Origin of the sequence: Psychrobacter sp. SHUES1 (assembly GCF_001652315.1) — a bacterium.
Taxonomy (GTDB): domain Bacteria; phylum Pseudomonadota; class Gammaproteobacteria; order Pseudomonadales; family Moraxellaceae; genus Psychrobacter; species Psychrobacter faecalis.
On sequence record NZ_LXWA01000045.1, the window covers coordinates 15,205 to 36,570 of the forward strand.

Here is a 21,366-nt window from a genome sequence, read left to right on the forward strand (position 1 = left end):
ATAACTATTCAAACTTTAGGAGCGCGGCATGAGTCAAGAAAAATCTGATGAGCTTAACCAAAACCCTAAGCCTGCCTCTGACGCGCTAACCAACGACACTCATGCTCCTGATGCAACCAATCATCCAAGTGCTGCGGTCAATCTAGATAAATCAGCTAACGACAGGCTCGTAAATGATGAGAGTATTGTTAATGACGAGAGTACTGTTAATGAGAGTCTTACTGACAGTGATGAGTCGTCCATGCCGCCTATGCCGCCAAAGGAGCCGATTCCTAGCAGCGACGGCTGGTCGCCAAAGAAGAAATCTTATTTAAATTTAGGCATACTAATCGCCTTGATTGTGATTGGCGTGGCGTTAATTTTGTACGCTTGGAAGCTGCCGCCTTTTACTCCGACGGTCCAGCAGACCAATAATGCCTTTATTAAAGGACAAACCACCATTATTAGTCCGCAAGTATCTGGCTACGTGACTGAGGTGGCGGTTGAGGATTTTGCCAATGTTAAAGAAGGTGATTTATTAATCAAAATAGACGATCGTACTTTTAGGCAGCAGCTTGAGCAAGCGCAGGCAAACATTGAAATCGCTGTGACCAATCGCGCTAGTAATGCGCAGGATACAGGAAGCAGCCAAGCGCAAATCGAAGCACGCGAGGCGGACTTATACAGTGCTAAAGTCAGCGTCGACAGTGCGCGTGAAGATGTCAAACGCTATCAAGGTTTAGACGCTATCGGCGCGGTCTCAAAGGCAGAAGTGGCGCATATCAAAGCGCAACTTGCAAAAGCGCAGGCCAACGTGCAACAAGCAGAAGCGAATTTACAAGTGGCTCGTGAGGCAAGCGAGAAGACCAGCGGTAGCCGCTCATCTTTAGATGCCAATATTAAGAGCGCAGAAGCCGGTGCTAAGCAAGCTCAGATTAATTTAGACAATACCGTTATTAAGGCACCGGAATCTGGGCAGCTGAGTCAAATCAGTGTCAAAGAAGGACAATACGTGAGCGCAGGTACGCAGCTGATGTATATCGTACCAAAAGGCGTATGGATTATTGCTAACTTTAAAGAAACGCAAGTAGCCAATATGCGTATCGGTGAGCCCGCTACCATTCATGTCGATGCCCTTGGCGGTGCCAAATTTAGTGGTCATGTCAGTAATATCTCGCCTGCAACGGGCAGCGAATTTAGCGCGGGCGCGGCCAACCCTGCGACGGGTAACTATATCAAAATTGCCCAGCGCGTTCCTGTTAGAATTGATTTAGACCAAAACCAGCCTAACCTTGCGCAGTTACGTCCAGGTATGTCAGTGTCAGTGAATGTCGATACCAAAGCAAGAAGTTAATGCAAGAAATTAATGCAAAAAATTAGGCTAAAAATCAGCGCAAAAAAAGCCTCTTTAAATGCCTAACGTGTTAGGTTTAAAGAGGCTTTTTGATTTTTGCAATATCTTATTTTCAGTAGATTTTAGCTTAAATGAGCTAATTTTATGGTAACAAACGTTTGGTTGTCCATTTTGCCGCGTCGCCCGTGCCACTCCTGTGTTGCGTATAAACAATGCGGTCATGCATACGATTGGCACGGCCTTGCCAAAACTCGATGCTCTCAATCGTAATCTCATAGCCACCCCAAAACTCAGGGGTTGGTACTTGACTGTCTGCTGGATAATCATTTTGCAACTGCTCAAACGTTTGTTCCATGACCTCGCGATTGGCAACCTCACCACTTTGCGGCTGGCTAACCCACGCGCCCACTTGACTATCATGCGGACGTTTTTGGAAATAAGCCGCTGATTTAGTAGCGTCTATTTTAGCAATACTGCCGCTGATACGGATTTGACGCTCAAGCTTATGCCAAAAAAACAGCGCTTCGGCATTGGGATTTTCGGCGATATCTTGGCCCTTGGCGCTTTCGTAATTGGTATAAAACACGATGCCTTTTTCAGTAATTTCGCGCAGCAAAACGATACGCACGCTGGGCTTATTGTCTGCGCCGCACGTCGCTAAACTCATCGCATAAGGTTCTTGCACTTCTGCTGCTATCGCTTCATTCATCCACGCGTGTAGCAGCTCAAATGGTGAATCTGGTACTGACTGTTGGTCGAGTTGCCCTTTCTCATACGATAGGCGCTGATCGGTAAAATCCATACTCATGATTGTTTCTCGCTAACTTTCAAATATTATTAATATAAATGTATTTAACCAAGACGTTTAGCCTAAAACCGTTTTGATTTTATCGGCTAAATCGTTGGCCATCACATCACATTCTATCTCATCGTCTGACTCAACCATGACCCGAATCATCGGCTCTGTACCTGACTGACGGATAAGCAGGCGACCACGACCTTCTAAAGTAGCGCGCGCTTTATCAAAAGCTGCGACAAGCTCTTCATGCTCAAACGGATCTTGCATTTGCGATAAGCGCACATTGACCAGTTTTTGTGGTAACACTTCAAAGCCTTCGGTCAAATCGCTAAGCGCCTTACCACGTGCTTGCATCACTGCCAGCACTTGTAAGCCTGCGATAATGGCATCGCCCGTGCGGCTTTTATCCAAGCATAAAATATGACCAGATGGCTCACCGCCCAATATCCAACCATTGGCTTCAAGCTCTTGCATGACATAGCGGTCGCCAACTTTTGCACGGGTAAAGGCGATATCCGCGTCTTTTAACGCCAACTCTAAGCCCATGTTACTCATCAAGGTCCCCACAACGCCTTCAGCTTTGGTTTGACCTTGAGTAGCAAGTACATACAAAATACCATCGCCATCGACCAGCTCACCGGCTTCATCGACCATCACGATACGGTCACCATCGCCATCTAAAGCAATACCGACATCGGCTTCATATTCGAGTACCGCTTTTTGCAGACTCTCAGGATGGGTTGAGCCGCAATTGGCATTGATATTGATACCATCGGGTTTGTTATTAATTGCGATAACATTGGCGCCAAGCTCACGCATAACACGCGGCGCAACGCTATAACCTGCACCATTGGCACAGTCGACGACGACGGTTAAATGGTCCAAGTCATATTGATAAGGGAAACTGCCTTTGCAAAATTCGATATAGCGGCCTTTCGCATCATTAATACGATTGTTTTTGCCCAGTTGCGCCGGATCAAGGATTGGCATGATGGCATTATTAGCGGAATTTGAGGCGTCCATAATTGCGGTCAATTTATCATTGATCGCGCTTTGCATCTCATCGGTCAGTTTTTTGCCATCACCTGAGAAGAACTTGATGCCATTATCAAAATAAGGATTGTGCGAAGCAGAAATCACCACACCAGCATCGGCGTTAAAACTGCGGGTCAAATGCGCGATAGCAGGCGTCGGTAGCGGCCCTAGCATATGGACGTCAACCCCAGCTGCATTAAAGCCTGCCTGCAGCGCCCCTTCAATCACATAGCCGGACAGACGCGTATCTTTACCTATCACCACACTGGGTTTGCGCGCAGGATTATTATTATTTTCTATCAGCACCAGCCCCGTCACATAACCTAACTTCAAAATAAAATCAGGGGTAATCGGTAACTCACCAAATTTGCCGCGAATACCATCAGTGCCAAAGTAACTCATTATTATTATTCCTCAATTTTATAAAGTAAAAAATCAAACGGACGCCCAGACTGTCATTGGTTTAAAAGAAGCTAATTGATAGACAATCGCTTTTTTAGAAACCCTTTTAAAACTATCTGCTGCTATAAATTTTCTTTTTTTTGCTCTCTTTCTATGCGCCTTATCCTTTTTAAGGCTACTAAAAACTCACTCCAGCAATGCCGAAGTATTTTTAAAACACATCAAGTATAAGCCTTAAACCTAGACAAGGCGTCTAAATAATAAAAAGGCGTCTAAGTTATAGATAGAAGAGTTTAATGTTGTATTTTACAAAAAAAACAGCCAACAATAACAAAGCATTGTTGGCTGTTTGTATCTTGGTATCACGGCAACGCTACAGAGCCGATAACCTACACATAACTAGCGTTAAGAAATGATTAATCAACGCGATAATTAGGTGCTTCTTTGGTAATCTGCACATCATGGACATGAGATTCTTTCATACCCGCTGAAGTGACTTTTACAAACTGCGGCTTCGTGCGCATCTCTTCAATGGTTGCACAACCAGTATAACCCATCGATGAGCGTAGACCGCCCATCATCTGATTGACAATACCAGAAACTGGGCCTTTATAAGGTACGCGGCCTTCAATACCTTCTGGTACCAGTTTTTCTACGCCGTCTTTGGCATCTTGGAAATAGCGATCTGATGAGCCGTTTTGACCTGACATCGCGCCCAAGCTTCCCATGCCGCGATAGGCTTTATAGTAGCGACCTTGGAATAGCTCAACCTCACCCGGCGCTTCTTCGGTACCCGCCATCAATGAGCCAACCATGATGCACGACGCGCCGGCAGCAATGGCTTTGGCCATATCGCCTGAATAGCGAATACCGCCATCAGCAATCAGTGGAATACTGCCTTGTAGCGCGCTTGCGACACTATCGATTGCCGAGATTTGCGGCATACCAACACCCGCGATAATACGCGTGGTACAGATAGACCCAGGACCAATACCTACTTTAACGGCATCTGCACCGGCATCACGTAATGCTTTAGCGGCATCACCTGTGGCAATATTACCGCCGATAACCTGAACGTTTGGATAGTGCTTTTTAATCCAAGAAACTTTATCAATCACGCCTTTTGAGTGACCATGCGCGGTATCGACAACGATGATATCGACATCAGCGGCAATCAAAGCTTCAACACGGGCTTGGGTATCAGCGCCAGTACCGACAGCCGCACCAACGCGCAGGCGACCCTGCTCATCTTTACAAGCATTAGGGTTATTTTCTGCTTTAGAGAAATCATTGACCGTAATCAAACCACGCAAACGAAAATCATCATTAATCACAATCACTTTTTCGATACGGTGCTCGTGAAGTAATTTTTTGATATTTTCATTGCTTTCACCTTCTTTGACGGTGACCAGCTGATCTTTTGGCGTCATGATATGGCTAACTGGTAGTGACAAATTGGTTTCAAAGCGCCAATCACGATGGGTGACGATACCAATGACTTTATCAGTACCCTTCTCAACCACAGGCACCCCTGAGATGTTGTTATCTTGGGTCAATCTTAATAGCTCACCGATGGTCATCTCTGGGTGCACGGTGATGGGGTCGACAACTGTACCGGCTTCGAATTTTTTCACGCGGCGTACTTGCATGGCCTGTTTATCGATATCCATGCTCTTGTGCAAAATACCCAAACCACCAAGCTGCGCCATAGTGATGGCCATCTCAGATTCAGTGACGGTATCCATCGCAGCCGAAATCATCGGTAAGTTTAAAGTGATATTTTTGGTTAGGCGGGTCGTTAAATCAGCAGCTTTTGGTAGGATTTCAGAATAAGCTGGTAATAATAAAACGTCATCAAAGGTTAAGGCTTCATCGACAATTCGCAACATACAGACCCCTAGTGGTGGTTATTTTGATGGGTGGGCAATGCAGTATCACGTCGATAAACAAAAGCTTTATCAAAATCAATACGCCAACATAAAGCGGCTAGAATTGTGAAAAAACCATGAGGAACAAACCTTAAATACGGATATCACTCGGCATGTTATCTGTTTATCAGCGGTAATAAAATGCTTAGGAAAGTAGAATTGCTAATACCGCGCTTCTAAACCTTCTAACATCTGATTACCCGACGCTTAATAACTGAATTATCCCTTAAAAATAACGCCATATTATAACAAATAAAGCAAGCCTTCGCATAACATATTTGTCAGCTTATTTTGCTAGATGATGCCTTTGTTTTGCCATGCTCTTACATCGTTACTATGTTTCTGTTTTGACGATAAAACGTTCCGCTGGTAGATAATCCTTTTGTTCACTATATAAGTAGCTTAGCATTTGCTCACGCACTTCACATTCAAGTAACCAAGCATTGAGCGGGCTATCGGACGCTTGGCTACAGCGCAGCTTGATAGTGGTCTCTGTTACCGATACCGTATACATCTCAGGCTCGGTGTTACTATCCCATAGCTCACTGTCTTTGACCAGCTCAATATATTTTTGTCGTATCGCTTCGATATCAGCGCCATAATCGACATATAAATAAATCACTGAGATTTGATGCGACTCGGTATGTGACCAGTTCTCGACAATCTCAGTGATAAAATGCCGCATCGGCACAATCAAACGGCGCTCATCCCAGGTTTTTAGTACCGCATAGGTATAACCCAAATCCTCAATCGTGCACCACTCGTCCTCCATCATCACCGTATCGCCGATACGCACCGGCTGGGTAATAGCCACTTGCATGCCTGCGATGATATTACCCAAAATAGGCTGGGCAGCAATACCTATCACCGCACCCGCAATACCTGCCGAGGTAAGTAAGGTTTTACCCAAACCATCAATATTGGTAAATTCACTCAAACCTATCCAAATACCGCCTAAAATCATCACAAAGATAAAGACGCGGCGAAAAATAGACACATAGGTGCGGCGACTGCGGCCTTTATCAAACTGCTCTTCGCTCAAATTCTCGATTTGCAAATCTTTATAACGATTGGCAAAGAAATTAATGGCGCGTGTACCCAGCCACATAGCGCTCAGCACCAGCCCAATCCAAATAATGGGGCGTGTCGATGAGGCAAGCGCATCTAAGTAAGGAAAACCGCCCGATACCAAAGTATAAACAGCGGAAAAACTGATGGTAAACGTCAAAGGCACGGTCAGCTTATTGACCAAGTCCTCGACGCCGTTATGATGAATGGTGGCAAGCCGATTGCCCTCTTTGTCTAAAACGTACCAATTGAGCAGTTTACCAGCCGCTTTACTGAGCAACCAACCAGCGCCCATGGTAAAGAAAAAGAACAAAAATAAGGCGATAAATTCCCAAATGGCAATGCCGAAAACTTTTAATTTGGTCCAGTCGGGTAAATAACGCTCAAATTTAGCAGGCTGATATTGCTCATACAGCTTATTGATATTGGCGACCGTTTGCGCGGAAAACACCCAAAAAGGCGGGCTGTCATCGATACGTACGCGCTCAAGATGCAGCGGCACACGGCGATCACGATAGTCGATATAACCCAACTGGATTGAGCGCCGAGGGATGCCTTGGATACTATTATTGCTACCAAGCGGCGGTTCTATCAAACCATCAGGACGGTCAGGCAACTTATCAAACGCATACAGCTTTTTTTCCATCAATAAAAAATCGAGCTGTTTGGCAAGCTCTATTGCTTGATTACGCTGCAACTCCTCGTCAATCAAGTTCATATTGAGCGCATAAGCGGCCAAATCATACTGCTGCTTGATAACTGCCGATTGAAAAAACTCTAGCGTTGCCAGTGGTGTCGATAAATTCGGTGGCTCAGATAGTGGCGGCAAGCCGACATTGAGCTTATTTAAGGCATAATAACTTTCGTTATAGTCGCCAGTCAGACCGGAATCACCCTGTAATACCCCCGCTTGCTGTTCGGTTTTTTTCTCAAACGGACTAATGACCTCTTCGGCAAGCGCAGAGACACTGACGCCCTCTTTTTTGAGCTTATCAATCCGTTGCGATGCATAGTCAACGATGTTTTCTGGCGCCTCGGTGATTGGCGCCGTTGTTTCGTTTTGATTGTTGATCGTTGCATTGTCATTCGCTGAATGACTAGCCGCATAAGCCGGCAGATAAACAATACTTAGGATAATAACGGAAATACTGAAAATAAAATGACGTATGTTCAAATGCCTCACGGTTAATTTATGCCTACCTTTAATAGTATCTAGACTCTTACAACCAGAAACATCAGCGTCGCCCATATTGCCCATATACGGAGCTTGGATATTTTTAGCCATCAAAGACTGAGAGGAATGTTTCATACGTTAAGGTTCTAGGCTGATTAATGAAATGATTTAGTAGAGTTAAGCATTAATTTTGACTATAAGATAAAGCTAATGCACTGAACCAAAAAAAGCCAGCATAAAGCTGACTTAATTTGAGGGTAAAATGTTAATTGATACAATTGCTTATAGCCAGAATACGATTTAAGCACGGCGCCAAGTCGTACCCGCACGGCTGTCTTCAAGCTCAATTCCCGCCTCTTTTAACTGCTCACGTATCTCATCAGCACGGGCAAAGTTTTTATTGGTTTTGGCATCGGCACGCTCGGTGATTAATCCATCGATAGCGTCATCGGACAAACCACCTTCTTGCGCCTCACCCACGACCGCTTGTAAAAACTGCTGTACCGGTAGCTGCAATATATTTAATGTCTGTGCCAAAGCTTTTAGTTGCTGCGCTAACTGCCATGCAGCCTCTGCATCTTCGCTTTTGAGCGCTTTATTAATGTCACGTGCCAGCCCAAATAATACGCTAATAGCCGTTGAGCTATTAAAATCATCATTCATGGCTTTGATAAAGTCTTGTCCTGCCGCACTATCATAAGCAGAGTTTGTTAGCACATCATCGATAATGAGTGTTTGTCCTTTTTGCTGTTCAGCCGCTTTTAATGCTTGATATAATCTGCTTAGGCTATTGTGCGCTTCATCTAAGGCTTTGTCTGAGAAATTCACTTGGCTGCGATAGTGACTTGATAACAAGAAAAAGCGCACCGTTTCAGAATGATACTTGGCAATCACATCGCGAATGGTAAAGAAGTTATTTAGCGATTTGGACATCTTTTCGCCATCGACATTGATAAAGCCAACATGCATCCAATTACGCGCGTACTCGCAGCCCGTCGCGGCCTCAGATTGCGCTATCTCGTTTTCATGATGCGGAAACTGTAAATCATGCCCGCCGCCGTGAATATCAAAAGTATTACCAAGGCATTTGGTCGACATCGCCGAGCATTCGATATGCCAGCCCGGACGCCCTTGACCCCACGGCGATGCCCATTGTGGCTCACTAGGTTTCGCCGCTTTCCACAATACAAAGTCAAACGGATTGCGCTTGTCGTTTTCGACATCGACGCGCGAGCCCGCTTGCATATCGTCCAAATTGCGCTTGGATAATTTGCCATAATCTGGAAAGCTATCGACTGCATAATAGACATCGCCATTATCGCCAGCGTACGCATAGTCATTGCTGACCAAATTGCCAATCATCTGCTGCATCTCGTCGATATAATCAGTCGCACGTGGCTCAGCATCGGGTGCTAAGCAGCCAAGGGCTGAGAAATCTTCGTGCATCGCGGTGATAAAACGCTGCGTTAGTGCGCCAATCTCTTCGCCGTTTTCGGCTGCGCGAGTGATAATTTTGTCATCTATATCGGTGATATTACGCACATAATTAACCTCATAGCCCAATTGCTTAAGCCAACGCACCGCCATATCAAAAGCAACCATCATCCGCGCATGACCGATATGACAATAATCGTAGACCGTCATTCCGCACACATACATGCCGACTTTGCCCGCAACCAGCGGCTTAAATACCTGCTTGCGTCCGTTAAGTGAGTCATAAATGGCAAGCTGAGACATCGCGTCTGCAAGAGGTGTGGTCATAGTAAAAAAGCCTTTTGATAAAAAAGATAAGAGTGAAACGAGAATATTCTTACTGCACACTAAATAATGAAAACGCTTATTTATAGCTTAGTTATAACAATATTTAGCGTCATTATTCTTTTTGAAAAAGCAGCAGTATAAAACTTAACCCATTATCTTAGCGAAAATGCTCGTAAAATACTACAATGTGCGCATAACTAACATTCGCAATGCTAAAAAATACTGACTTTTTAACAAACACTAACCTTTAAGGATAAAAACATGGGCAATCGTTTAAGCAAAATATATACACGTACTGGCGATGACGGTACCACAGGCATGGCAGATGGCAGCCGCGTGAGTAAAGCGGACAATCTATTTAGCGTTATGGGTGATGTCGACGAGCTTAACTCACATATTGGTTTGGTACGCGCGCAGTTGACGCAAAACTCGACTGACGCGACAAAAGAAGCCGACTTTGCCCAAGCATTAGTGATTATTCAGCATCTGCTATTTAATATCGGTGGCGAGCTTGCCATGCCAGAATATGAAGGCGTGAATAGCGCGCACATTGCATGGTTAGAGCAGCAGATTGACGCGATGAATAGCACCTTGCCGGCGCTAAAAGATTTTATCCTACCGACAGGTTCAGTGTTGGTCAGTCAACTGCATGTCGCCCGTACCGTCTGTCGCCGTGCTGAGCGTCAAGCGGTGCTATTGCAACAGCAGCGCCCAGAAGCTATTCGTCCAACGGCAGTTAGCCTTATCAATCGCCTGTCTGACTGGCTGTTTGTTGCTGCGCGTTTTTGCACTGACCCTGAGCAAGTTTCTGAAGTGCTATGGGACAGTCAAGTATTACAAAAATTCGCTGAGAATAAATAGTTTAGCTTTTACTGACCTTCAAAAATTGACCGCTAAAAATCCATGCAAGCAAAAAGCCCGCAAATATCGTAAGTTGCGGGCTTTTAAATTTCAAACGCTAGGCTTAAATAATCGATACTGACATTTTATTAAAAAACTGAGAGGTTATTAATAATTAATAAGTCGCGTCTTTATCTTCGATAATCACCATATCGATACTGTCATCTTTAGGGACTGACTTAGGTGCAGCTGGAGTCGCAGGCGCTGAAGTACTAGGCGTTGGGGCAGCTTGGTTATTGCTTTGGTTATCCTGATTACTCGTGTTCTGGCTACTGTTTTGACTGCTGCTATTTTGATTGACAGTCGGTGGCGTAGCTGGCTCAGCTGGACGCACAGGGGCCGCTGGCGTTACCGGTCTTGGTTGACGAGTTTGGTTTTCGGTATTGTTTTGTGCCGCTTGACGGCGGCGTTCGGCTGCTTGCGCGGCACGCTGCTCTTCTAGCGCTGTCTGAAAGGCTGAGCCTGCCACCACTTCTGATACCACGGTCAGCAATGCTGGTTGTCCAGCGATACGCGTACGTACTTGACCGCCTTGAGTACCAACGACATACGTAAAGGCATCGTCAACGAGCATGTTATTATTGATACGAATATTGTCATTGGCTAGGCGTGATTGTAAGCTTGGCTGATTGTTAGCGGCTTGCAGCTGGCTGGCTTGGTATAAATCTTCACTTGGCAAAGTCATGCTGACACTCGCCTGACAGGTAGTCATACCATTATCATTTGTGGCTTGTAATACCGCAGCGTTTTGCACATCGATGACGATACCATTGGTTTTACCACTGACAACGCCACCATTTAAAGCAATTTCAGCATCGTTAGCGTAACTTGCTGCCAAGGTTTGCGCTTGTTGATTGAGCGTATTTTTTAAGGTTGATTTGAGGCGATCTTGTACCATTGGATCATCACAACTTACCGCTGTAGCAGCCGCGTTTTCGTTAGTGGCGGTCTCTTCGGTTAGCTCGGCAGTTTCTGTGGTCTCTTCTTTTTCTGAGCGGTTACAGCCTGTAAGTACCAAACTACAGGCGATACCAATACCAGCAACCTTATACCACTTGCTCAAACTCTTATTTGCTACGCTCATCTTTTTTTGCTCCAATTTCCTGATTCGTACCGCCACTGACGGCCAGTGTTTTAACATTCAAAAACTTACACGCGCATCATGACATTTAAATGGTAACGACGGTGTAGTAAAGATTGCCATGCAAGTTTTGAAAACCACGTTATTATACGGTGTTTGATTTAAATGGTCATCAGTGTAGCCTATTGATATACAAATAACGTCCAACATTGTGTACAAAACCTTGCTTTGGTTGCAAAAAAGCTACAAAGACATATTTTATATCGTAGCTGCAGCTCCTACGTACGCTATATAAGTAATGCTTCTGTTCTCAGATAAATATTTTATTAGACCCCATTTTGCAGAGACGATATGATAGCGATAAGAATTTTTGATAGCTATTAATAATGATAAATTTTAAAAATACCCTTTTATTGGGCCATCGCGGCGCGCGCGGTGAAGCGCTAGAAAACACCTTAGCAGGCTTTAAACTGGCGCAAAATCTACAAAGCGCGGGTTTGATAGGCGTTGAATTTGATGTGCAACTAAGCGCCGATGGTCACTTGCTGGTCTTTCACGATGATAATTTACAACGCCTATGCGCTCAGCAATCCTGCATTGACCAGTTGAGTCTTGCCGAGATTGGGCGCTATTTGCAGTCCGGTCATCAGATTACGCCCTTAGCCGAAATAGCCTCTGTACTAACAGGTTTTGGCTATATTGAGCTGGAAATTAAGACGCATGAGCGCACCGATTACAGTAAATTAATCAAGGCGTTAATGCACGATTTAATCGACAGTCCGCTTGCCAGCTTACCCATAGCGCTGACCAGCTTTGATGTCGAATTACACGCGCGGCTACAACGCAATAAAACCTTACAACATATTCCGCGTGGTTTACTTATTCGCACCCCTAAAACTTTGCTAAGCGCACCACAAACTGCCCTGCAACTTGGCTGCGTCCAGCTAGGTATTCACTATCCATTGCTGACTCAAGCAGTCATTAAGCACTGTCATCGTTATCACTTACCAGTCAGCGCGTGGACCGTCAATGATAGCGAGATGATTAAACAACTTATTACGTGGCAAGTCGACGTCATCATCACCGATTATCCAACCTATTTTCTCACGCGCTAAGTAAGTAAACCTCCCACGCCCTCTTTCTCTTTATATCCAAAAATCTTGCTTGAAAATGGCTTAAAAAAGCCAGCTAATTAATTGCCTGATAGTCATTTATACATTTTTATCGCACACATATTTATCTTTTTACTTACACTTTCACTTAATTGCTGATAAGTAAGGGATTATTTGGGTTAATCACTACCATAACTCCTACAAGTTATTGTTATTTAGCAATATTTTTCTAGTGTATAACTGTTCACTTTACTAGTCTTTTAGGGTAATATGGAGGCTGAAATTAATATCATTAGGAATATTACATGATTGCTAAAAAAGTAATAGGCTTACCACTTAAGGGCTTGCGTTTCGCCATGAAGTCGGGTGATTCGCTTATACAGCATGCTGGTACTCAGGCGCTGCGCGTGAATACGTGGCTTGATACTGGCAAAAGCAAAACTGATGAGGCTGCCGATACGCAGTTTGCGACGACGAGCGGTTATAAAGATGCCAATGCAGTCGCTAACTATGAGGGTATCGATCCGCTTGAGCTTGAATTTCAAAAGTCGCCAATCAACTTGGTTCCAGCGATTTTTCTGATTGCAACGCCTATTGCTGCTGCCGTCATTACGCCATGGTACTTACTGACCCATCAAGTTAGTGCGCCGGTTTGGGGTGTATTTGGTGCCTTTATGGTTTGGACCGGTATTAGTATCACTGCAGGCTATCACCGCCTATTGTCGCATCGCGCTTATAAAGCCCATCCCTTGGTAAAAAACTTCCTATTACTTGGCTCAACCCTTGCGGTTCAAGGCTCTGCTTTTGACTGGGTATCGGGCCACCGTACGCATCATCGTCATGTTGATGACCGCATGGAAGATCCTTATTCAGCAAGGCGTGGTTTTTGGTTCAGTCATATCGGTTGGATGTTACGCAATTATCCTAGTGGTCGCTTTGATTATAAAAACATTCCTGATTTGACCAAAGATAAAGTGCTACAGATTCAGCATAAATACTATGGTTTATGGGTACTGGCTACCAACGTTGCGATGGTTGCGGCAATTGGTTGGTTAATAGGTGACGTTTGGGGCACGCTCGTATTGGCAGGTCTACTGCGCTTGGTACTGACCCACCACTTTACCTTCTTTATTAACTCGCTATGCCACATGTTTGGTACGCGTCCTTATACGGATACCAATAGTGCACGCGATAACTTTTTCCTTGCTATCTTTACGTGGGGTGAGGGTTATCATAACTATCATCACTTCTTCCAATACGACTATCGTAATGGCGTGAAATGGTGGCAATATGATCCAACTAAATGGCTCATCTTGGGCTTATCTAAACTTGGGCTAACCAGCGAATTACGCACGGTTGACGACACCACCATTAAGCATGCTGAAGTGCAAATGCAGTTCAAAAAGGCTCAACAGCAGATTGATAGTGTTACTGCGAACGGTCTAGATATTCCACATGCGATGAAGAGTTTCCAAGATCGTATCAAGTTTGAATATGAAGCCTTTACGCAAACGGTCGAAGAATGGAAAGCGCTAAAAGCCAAAACTATTGAGCTAAAAAAGACCGAGTTTGCCGATCGCCTGCATGAAGTTGAAGAGATGCTAAAGCACGACTATGCCAAAGTTGAGCAAAAGATACTGGCGCATAACAGCAATCTAAAAACGGCGTTTCGCTCTATCGGTCAAAGTCCAAAAGCGGCGTAAACGTTTATAGATTTATTATCTTAGTTTTTATTGTACGTTTCTCCTGCCCTCTATCTGTAAAGATAGGGGGTTTTTTTCAGCCATGAGTTGTGCGCTGCTCGTTTACATACTTATTATTTTTGCTCGCGCACTGTTTATACAGCAATTACAAGAGATGGACAGAGTGAAACGCGGCATTATTAAGGCTATGCTATAGTAAGTTTATTACTCTCTTTACACGCTTTCATTACTCGCTTTTAACCTTAAGTTTTTATATTAAAAATACATACCTCTATATTGGAACGCACCTATGCGCTATCAAAATACTTACGTCACATTAGATACTCGCCTTTATCATGAACAGCAGCCGACACCGCTTGATAATCCGCGCGCTGGTCACTTTAACACCGAAGTTGCCAAGCAATTAGGCTGGCTCGATGACGATGAGCTGATGGCGCGTTGGGTTGAAATATTAGGGGGTCAATACGTGCCAGCTGAGTTTCGACCGCTGTCCATGGCCTATGCTGGTCACCAGTTCGGACAGTGGGCCGGACAATTGGGCGATGGGCGGGGTTTACTCATGGCGCAAGTGCTCGATAATAATGATAAATTACAAGATTTACATTTAAAGGGCATTGGTCTAACCCCTTACTCACGCATGGGCGATGGGCGCGCGGTGTTACGTAGTACCATTCGCGAGTATTTATGCGGCCATGCGCTGACCCAGCTTGGCATTCCTTCGTCTAATGCTTTAGGATTTGTGGTGTCTGATACACGTGTCCGCCGTGAGCGTATGGAAGCAGGCGCGGCATTGATGCGCGTCGCTGACAGCCATATTCGCCTCGGTCATGTTGAGTGGATTGCAAGCTTTGCACCCGACTTACTTGGCGAGTTTACCGACTATATGATTGATACTTACTATCCAGAATGCCGTGACAGTGAAGCGCCAGTCTTAACATTTTTACAAGCGGTGGTTGAGCGAACCGCACGTATGATTGCCGATTGGCAATTGATTGGCTTTGCCCATGGGGTGATGAATACTGACAACCTATCGATTACGGGCAGTACCTTAGACTTTGGTCCGTTTGGTTTTATGGAGCGCTTTAACCCTGCGTGGATTAACAATCATTCTGATCATACTGGACGTTATGCCTATCAAAACCAACCTGCTATCGGTCATTGGAACTTAAATATTTGGCTCCCGCACTTTATGCGCTTAAATGGCGTAACACGCGATACCTTGGCTGATTGCCTAGCGCCGTATGAAGCGACCTTTATGCAGCATTACCAGCAAGGACTCTGCCGTAAGCTTGGGCTGCCGCACACTAAAGAAAGTTTGACCCTTGCTTTTGAGTGGTTAACTTTGTTAGAAGATAATTTGCTCGACTATAGCAACAGTTTTCGCGCGCTATTGGGTTTGGTCGCGCCAAATGAACATCCTTATGAGCAAGAGCTGCTGGCAAAAATGACTGCTGAGTTTAATAATGAGGCACAGCACGTTTGGCAACAATGGTCAACAAGGTATTTAGCAGCGCTAGAGGCGTTAGCTGGCGAGGTAGCTATTGAGCAGATGCGTAGCAACAATCCGGTTTATATACTACGTAATAGTGTGGCGCAGCGCGCGATTACGGCGGCGGAACAAGGGCAGTTTGATGAATTAAATCGCGTCTTTGATTTGCTTGCTAATCCTTACAACGTCCAAGACATGGCCACTGAGCTTGATACCACACCGCCTGCGCCCCATGCGCCACAGCTGCCAATTAGCTGCTCGTCTTAATAACTCGACACTGTGTAATGTTTTGAAACATTATGCAATTAAGGTTGATATTTCACTGTATTTTTTGCCATTATCAACCAGCAAAATAATGAATATCATTTGATCGTATTGTTCGCACGATTGCGCCGAGTTGACTAGGCAGTGAAATGCCAATAGTGCTAGAATAACGCTTCCTGTGAGATTGCTGTTTTTACGCTGATGTCTAGTCGCCGAGCACGACCTTTTTAGTATTTAGTATAAATGTGCCTTCATTATCATAGTCATGATTTTGAAGCATAGACATTGGTTTTTATCACCATTTACTTTATTCCAATTATTCCAACCATGGCAATTATTATGAATGACGATATCACTTTGAATACGGACACCCCTACTACGGAAAAAGAGCAGTTTGAACAATCTGCCTTACACTACCATGAGTTTCCGCGCCCCGGTAAAATCTCAGTTACGCCTATCAAGCAACTGGCCAACCAACGCGATTTGGCACTTGCTTACTCTCCAGGGGTTGCGATACCTTGTCTTGAGATTCAAAGAGATCCAGCGTTAGCGGCTAAATATACTGCTCGTAGCAACTTGGTCGGCGTGATCACCAATGGTACTGCGGTGCTTGGTTTAGGGAATATTGGTCCATTGGCCTCTAAGCCTGTCATGGAAGGTAAAGGGGTTTTATTCAAAAAATTTGCTGGTATTGACGTTTTTGATATTGAAATTGCCCAAAATGATCCAGATAAGTTCATCGAAGCGGTTGCCTCGCTTGAGCCTACTTTTGGTGGTATTAACCTTGAAGACATCAAAGCCCCAGAATGTTTCAAAATCGAGCGCGAATTGCGTGAGCGCATGAATATTCCGGTATTCCACGATGACCAACATGGTACCTCAATTATTGTGGCTGCGGCGATGTTAAATGCTTTACTCATTACTGGCAAAAGAATCGAAGAGATTAAAGTGGTCTGCTCTGGCGCAGGTGCGGCAGCCATCTCTTGCTTGGATATCATTTGTGCGCTGGGCGTAGATAAAAACAATATCTTTGTATCAGACTCACGCGGTATCATTACCACCAGCCGTGAAAACCTTGATGAAACCAAGCAGCGTTATGCGCGCAATACCACCGCCACTACCATCGAAGAAGTGATGGATGATGTCGATATGTTCTTAGGCCTATCAATGCCTGGCACCTTGACTGAAGACATGGTGCGCCGTATGGCAAAAGACCCGATTGTCTTTGCTCTTGCCAACCCAACACCTGAAATTATGCCAGAATTGGCGCACGCCGTACGTCCAGACGTAATCATGGCAACCGGTCGCTCAGATTATCCAAACCAAGTAAACAACGCGCTATGCTTCCCTTACATCTTCCGCGGTGCGCTTGACGTTGGCGCAACCACCGTTAATGAAGAGATGAAAATCGCTTGCGTAAAAGCCATTGCGGCGATGGCGCATGTTGAAGCGACACCAATGAACAACGTGAAAAACGTTGAGAGCACGCCAAGCTTTGGCCGTGAATATCTAATTCCCGGTCCGCTTGAGCCAAACCTAATCATCGAAATCGCCTCTGCGGTTGCCAAAGCGGCGATGGATTCTGGCGTAGCAACCCTGCCTATCTCTGATATGAAAGCCTATCGTCAACGTTTGTCTGAGTTTGTTTATAACTCAGCATTTGTGATGAAGCCTATCTTTGCCCGCGCGAAAGCTGATCCTAAACGCATTGTTTACTGTGAAGGTGAAGACCGCAACGTACTGCTTGCCGTACAAGTAGTCATTGATGAGCAATTGGCGCATCCAATCTTGGTTGGTCGCCCAGCGATTATCGAAAAGAACATTGAAAGATTGGCGCTGCGTCTAAAAGATGGCGAGAACATCACCATTATTAATCAAGATGATGACCCACGCTATAAAGACTACTGGCAAGGGTACTACGAGAAAAACAAACGCAATGGTGTCAGTATTGAGCTTGCGCGCCGTGATGTCCGCCGTAAGACTTCTTTAATCGGTGCTCTACTGGTTGAAAACGGTGATGCTGATGGCATGATTTGTGGTACTTTTAGCTACTATCATCTGCATTTAAAATACGTCAGCCGAGTTATCGACAAAAAAGCAGGCGTCAGCGATTTTTATGCGATGAATGCGGTATTGATGCAAGATCGTAATATCTTTATTGCCGACACTTACATCCATGAAGACCCAACGGCTGAGCAATTGGCTGAAATGACGGTTCTTGCAGCCGATCAATTACGTCGCTTTAATATTACGCCGCGTGTGGCTTTGGTTTCGCATTCAAACTTTGGTACCTCAGACCGCGAAAGCGCAGTAAAAATGCGTCGAGTGTATGAGCTACTGACAGAAATGAATGTCGACTTTGACTTCGACGGTGAGATGCAAGGTGATGCGGCCCTTGATGAGCATATTCGTGCCAACGACTTACCATCAAGTAACCTAAAAGGCTCAGCAAACTTGCTTATCTTGCCAACGCTTGATTCCGCAAATATTGCTTTCAACCTACTAAAAACGGCAACTGGCAGTGCGTCTATTGGACCTATTTTGCTAGGCGCGAGCAAACCTGTGCATATCCTAACTCCATCAGCGACAGCACGCCGTGTGGTCAATATGACAGCGCTTGCAGTTACTGAAGCTCAAGACTTAATCAATGAGCAAAAATAGTCGTTTATGTCATATATAAACGCCTTATTACGACGGTCTTCTAGCGTTCATTTATAGAAACCGTCTGCTATACTAAAACCAGTCAATACTTATATCGGTGTTGACTGGTTTTTTTTGGGTAGAATAATATGGCAAATATTGAATAATTAGAAAGAGACTATTATGCAAGTGTATCTCGTCGGCGGCGCTGTCCGTGACCAATTATTGGGTCGTCCTATCAAAGACAAAGACTTTGTCGTCGTTGGCGCGACGGTCACCGAAATGTTAGAGGCAGGATTTCAGCAAGTGGGCGCAGACTTTCCGGTTTTTTTGCATCCTATAAGTCATGAAGAGTATGCGCTGGCGCGTACAGAGCGCAAACAAGGGCTGGGCTATCAAGGCTTTAGCGTACATGCCAGCCCTGATGTGACGTTACGTGAAGACTTACAACGTCGTGACTTGACCGTCAATGCCATGGCAATAGAAGTCAAAAGCCTTATGGATGATACGCCGATAAGTGGCGACGTAGTCGATTACTATGGCGGTTTGAACGACATTCATAGCAAAACCTTGCGTCATGTATCAAGCGCGTTTAGTGAAGACCCATTACGGGTACTGCGCACCGCCCGTTTTTATGGCCGCTATTATGATTTGGGCTTTAGTATTGCCGATGAAACCTTGCTATTGATGCGTGAGTTGGTGCGCTCAGGCGAGCTTGCGCATTTAAGTAGTGAGCGCATTTGGCAAGAATCGAGCCGTGCTATGATGCAAGTATCGCCGCAGGTATATTGGCAACAGCTGTTTGAGATTGGGGCGTTGACGGAGTATTTTGCTCCACTACAGCAAGCTTGGAATGATAAACAGTACGGTCAAATACGAGAGATTGTACAAACTGCATTGTATTTCGCCGGTCAAATGCAATTAAATTTATCGCAGCGCTGGGCGTTATTAATGGCCAGTCTGAACACAGATTTATTTACTTTAAACTCTACAGAAGCTCTTTCGGTTAATATAGAGGCAGCGGTTAAAGGTATTCATGGGATAGGAAACAGTACAAAGGTGCCAAAAGCGCATAGCCAGTTCGCCACTTTATTTGTGCAGCAAGCGAAAAATCTTAGCCGCATAGACCAGCTGAGCGCCGCCGAGAAAATCGATCTTATTCAAACTTGTAGCGCTCATAAAGCGCCCGATAAACTCTCGCAGCTTTTGGTCACCAGTCATGTCTTAAAACTGGCCATACAGCACCGCCAAATGATGTTCGCGTTGAATAGCTTTCATGCAATCAGCATGGATAATATTGACCAGAATCTAAAAGGTCCAGCGATTGGCGAAGCATTACGACAACGTAGAATTGAGCATTTACAAGCACAACCTGTCTTGTAAACAAGCGCTTTCAACCAGCAATTTATAGTCAGTGCAAAATAAAAGCGACACGTTATAGATTTTTGCGACTGGTATAAATTTTCCTTGCTCGCTGTTATCACAGAGGCTACGAAAAATTCATCCCAGTCGCACTGTATCGATTTTAGAGTAATTCTACTATACATAATAAAAATACCTTTAATATGAACCAAGAATTTAGCTTAAGCCAATCAAAATATTCTCATGCCTCAGCGCCCGTAATGGTAGTCACCGGTGGCGCTAAGCGTATTGGTGCAGCTATTGTTCGTGCCGCCCATGAGCAAGGCTACCGCGTCATTATTCATTGTCATCATAGTGAGCAAGAAGCCAATGTCCTAGCGGATGCGCTGAATAACAGTCGCCCTGATAGCGCGGTCGTCATCATCTCAGATTTGGCGGCTGTCAATAATAGCGAGACGCTACAGCAATTTACTCAAAATATCATGCAAGCTTTTGGCCAGCTTGATGTCCTAGTGCATAACGCCTCTCGCTTTTACCCAAGTCCGCTTGGTCATATCAATCACGCTCAGTGGGATGAATTATTTTTAACCAACGCCAAAGCGCCTTTATTATTAAGCCAAGCCTTATATCCTTATTTAAGGACACAGCAGGGCTGCATCATTAGCCTACTCGATATCCATGCGCATAACAAACCTTTTAAAAATTATGCCGTCTACAATATGGCAAAGGCGGCACATCGAATGATGGTACAGTCTTTAGCGCTTGATATGGCACCTGAGGTACGCGTCAATGGCGTCGCTCCCGGCGTCAATATCTTGCCAGAAGCAGATAGCGACCAAGCGCTTGACCCGCAGCAGCAAAAAAGCATCATCGACTCTATTCCTATGCAGCGGATAGGCAAACCTGAGGAAATTGCCCATAGTGTGCTTTATTTGGCTCGGGCAAGTTATGTGACTGGTGAAATAATTGCCGTCGATGGTGGTCGTAGCCTGACATTGGCTGGCGGTCATGTTTAGCAGAGAACTAGAGCGTGTCTTCAATTCATCTTACAATGAACGATAGTACATGCCAGATAAAGCATTGACTTAAAATTACGAGCTAACTTCTCATAGCGAGTAGCGATACTACGAAAATACTTGAGCCTTGCAAACATATTTTCAACAAGATGACGTAGCTTGTATAAGTAGCTATCAAATTCTGGATTAGGCTGTTTGGCATTCTTCCTTTTAGGGATGACAGGTATCATATTATGGCTTCGAGCTTTATCTCTGATAGCCTCTGAGTCATAGCCCTTATCAGCAATAAAGTAATCAGC

15 protein-coding genes are annotated in these 21,366 nt (G+C 44.8%); 8 read left to right on the forward strand and 7 right to left on the reverse strand.

Features of this window, described 5'->3' with window-relative positions:
- Nucleotides 1–28: 28 nt before the first annotated feature.
- On the forward strand, nucleotides 29–1,333 hold the full coding sequence (locus A7325_RS05950) for an HlyD family secretion protein (protein WP_082894308.1): 1,305 nt from the start codon (nucleotides 29–31) through the stop codon (nucleotides 1,331–1,333).
- Nucleotides 1,334–1,475: 142 nt separating this feature from the next.
- Here the strand turns inward: A7325_RS05950 and pdxH are convergent, their stop codons facing one another.
- From pdxH to cysS, 5 genes are all read right to left on the reverse strand, one after another.
- Nucleotides 1,476–2,135 (reverse strand): pyridoxamine 5'-phosphate oxidase, encoded by a 660-nt coding sequence (gene pdxH / locus A7325_RS05955; RefSeq protein WP_180952529.1) that lies wholly within the window; start codon nucleotides 2,133–2,135, stop codon nucleotides 1,476–1,478.
- Between the two features lie 63 nt (nucleotides 2,136–2,198).
- On the reverse strand, nucleotides 2,199–3,569 hold the full coding sequence (gene glmM / locus A7325_RS05960) for a phosphoglucosamine mutase (RefSeq protein WP_068405656.1): 1,371 nt from the start codon (nucleotides 3,567–3,569) through the stop codon (nucleotides 2,199–2,201).
- Nucleotides 3,570–3,985: 416 nt separating this feature from the next.
- Nucleotides 3,986–5,458, reverse strand: a complete 1,473-nt coding sequence (guaB, locus tag A7325_RS05965; protein WP_068405659.1) for an IMP dehydrogenase — start codon at nucleotides 5,456–5,458, stop codon at nucleotides 3,986–3,988.
- A 373-nt stretch (nucleotides 5,459–5,831) separates the two neighbouring features.
- Nucleotides 5,832–7,874: a mechanosensitive ion channel family protein gene (locus A7325_RS05970; protein ID WP_227514949.1), complete on the reverse strand. Its 2,043-nt coding sequence runs from the start codon at nucleotides 7,872–7,874 to the stop codon at nucleotides 5,832–5,834.
- Nucleotides 7,875–8,039: 165 nt separating this feature from the next.
- The gene (gene cysS, locus A7325_RS05975; RefSeq protein ID WP_068405662.1) at nucleotides 8,040–9,500 is read right to left on the reverse strand and encodes a cysteine--tRNA ligase; all 1,461 of its coding nucleotides are present in this window, start codon (nucleotides 9,498–9,500) and stop codon (nucleotides 8,040–8,042) included.
- 261 nt (nucleotides 9,501–9,761) lie between these two features.
- Between cysS and A7325_RS05980 the strand changes: the two genes are divergently transcribed.
- The gene (locus A7325_RS05980; RefSeq protein WP_068405664.1) at nucleotides 9,762–10,361 is read left to right on the forward strand and encodes a cob(I)yrinic acid a,c-diamide adenosyltransferase; all 600 of its coding nucleotides are present in this window, start codon (nucleotides 9,762–9,764) and stop codon (nucleotides 10,359–10,361) included.
- Nucleotides 10,362–10,515: 154 nt separating this feature from the next.
- Here A7325_RS05980 and A7325_RS05985 read toward each other — a convergent pair whose 3' ends face one another.
- The gene (locus A7325_RS05985; RefSeq protein ID WP_068405666.1) at nucleotides 10,516–11,484 is read right to left on the reverse strand and encodes a hypothetical protein; all 969 of its coding nucleotides are present in this window, start codon (nucleotides 11,482–11,484) and stop codon (nucleotides 10,516–10,518) included.
- A gap of 383 nt (nucleotides 11,485–11,867) precedes the next feature.
- On the opposite strand from A7325_RS05985, the gene A7325_RS05990 reads away from it, so the two are divergent.
- The 6 genes from A7325_RS05990 to A7325_RS06015 all read left to right on the forward strand — a co-directional run bounded on the left by A7325_RS05990 (nucleotide 11,868) and on the right by A7325_RS06015 (nucleotide 21,067).
- On the forward strand, nucleotides 11,868–12,596 hold the full coding sequence (locus tag A7325_RS05990; protein ID WP_068405669.1) for a glycerophosphodiester phosphodiesterase: 729 nt from the start codon (nucleotides 11,868–11,870) through the stop codon (nucleotides 12,594–12,596).
- Nucleotides 12,597–12,898: 302 nt separating this feature from the next.
- Nucleotides 12,899–14,296: an acyl-CoA desaturase gene (locus A7325_RS05995; protein ID WP_068405671.1), complete on the forward strand. Its 1,398-nt coding sequence runs from the start codon at nucleotides 12,899–12,901 to the stop codon at nucleotides 14,294–14,296.
- A gap of 289 nt (nucleotides 14,297–14,585) precedes the next feature.
- Complete coding sequence (locus A7325_RS06000; RefSeq protein ID WP_068405674.1) at nucleotides 14,586–16,052, forward strand: protein adenylyltransferase SelO; 1,467 nt, start codon at nucleotides 14,586–14,588, stop codon at nucleotides 16,050–16,052.
- Between the two features lie 336 nt (nucleotides 16,053–16,388).
- Nucleotides 16,389–18,710, forward strand: a complete 2,322-nt coding sequence (locus A7325_RS06005) for an NADP-dependent malic enzyme (protein ID WP_068405684.1) — start codon at nucleotides 16,389–16,391, stop codon at nucleotides 18,708–18,710.
- 162 nt (nucleotides 18,711–18,872) lie between these two features.
- On the forward strand, nucleotides 18,873–20,072 hold the full coding sequence (locus tag A7325_RS06010; RefSeq protein ID WP_068405676.1) for a tRNA nucleotidyltransferase: 1,200 nt from the start codon (nucleotides 18,873–18,875) through the stop codon (nucleotides 20,070–20,072).
- A 182-nt stretch (nucleotides 20,073–20,254) separates the two neighbouring features.
- Nucleotides 20,255–21,067, forward strand: a complete 813-nt coding sequence (locus A7325_RS06015; protein WP_082894309.1) for a pteridine reductase — start codon at nucleotides 20,255–20,257, stop codon at nucleotides 21,065–21,067.
- Nucleotides 21,068–21,087: 20 nt separating this feature from the next.
- Here A7325_RS06015 and A7325_RS06020 read toward each other — a convergent pair.
- Nucleotides 21,088–21,366 (reverse strand): transposase (locus A7325_RS06020; RefSeq protein ID WP_156508506.1); only part of this gene is annotated, 279 nt, incomplete at its 5' end.

Bases quoted from the DNA above. Each gene is read 5' to 3' on its own strand.
- A7325_RS05950 (WP_082894308.1), top strand. From the start codon at position 29: ATGAGTCAAGAAAAATCTGATGAGCTTAACCAAAACCCTAAGCCTGCC.
- pdxH (WP_180952529.1), bottom strand. From the start codon at position 2,135: ATGGATTTTACCGATCAGCGCCTATCGTATGAGAAAGGGCAACTCGAC.
- glmM (WP_068405656.1), bottom strand. From the start codon at position 3,569: ATGAGTTACTTTGGCACTGATGGTATTCGCGGCAAATTTGGTGAGTTA.
- guaB (WP_068405659.1), bottom strand. From the start codon at position 5,458: ATGTTGCGAATTGTCGATGAAGCCTTAACCTTTGATGACGTTTTATTA.
- A7325_RS05970 (WP_227514949.1), bottom strand. From the start codon at position 7,874: ATGAAACATTCCTCTCAGTCTTTGATGGCTAAAAATATCCAAGCTCCG.
- cysS (WP_068405662.1), bottom strand. From the start codon at position 9,500: ATGACCACACCTCTTGCAGACGCGATGTCTCAGCTTGCCATTTATGAC.
- A7325_RS05980 (WP_068405664.1), top strand. From the start codon at position 9,762: ATGGGCAATCGTTTAAGCAAAATATATACACGTACTGGCGATGACGGT.
- A7325_RS05985 (WP_068405666.1), bottom strand. From the start codon at position 11,484: ATGAGCGTAGCAAATAAGAGTTTGAGCAAGTGGTATAAGGTTGCTGGT.
- A7325_RS05990 (WP_068405669.1), top strand. From the start codon at position 11,868: ATGATAAATTTTAAAAATACCCTTTTATTGGGCCATCGCGGCGCGCGC.
- A7325_RS05995 (WP_068405671.1), top strand. From the start codon at position 12,899: ATGATTGCTAAAAAAGTAATAGGCTTACCACTTAAGGGCTTGCGTTTC.
- A7325_RS06000 (WP_068405674.1), top strand. From the start codon at position 14,586: ATGCGCTATCAAAATACTTACGTCACATTAGATACTCGCCTTTATCAT.
- A7325_RS06005 (WP_068405684.1), top strand. From the start codon at position 16,389: ATGAATGACGATATCACTTTGAATACGGACACCCCTACTACGGAAAAA.
- A7325_RS06010 (WP_068405676.1), top strand. From the start codon at position 18,873: ATGCAAGTGTATCTCGTCGGCGGCGCTGTCCGTGACCAATTATTGGGT.
- A7325_RS06015 (WP_082894309.1), top strand. From the start codon at position 20,255: ATGAACCAAGAATTTAGCTTAAGCCAATCAAAATATTCTCATGCCTCA.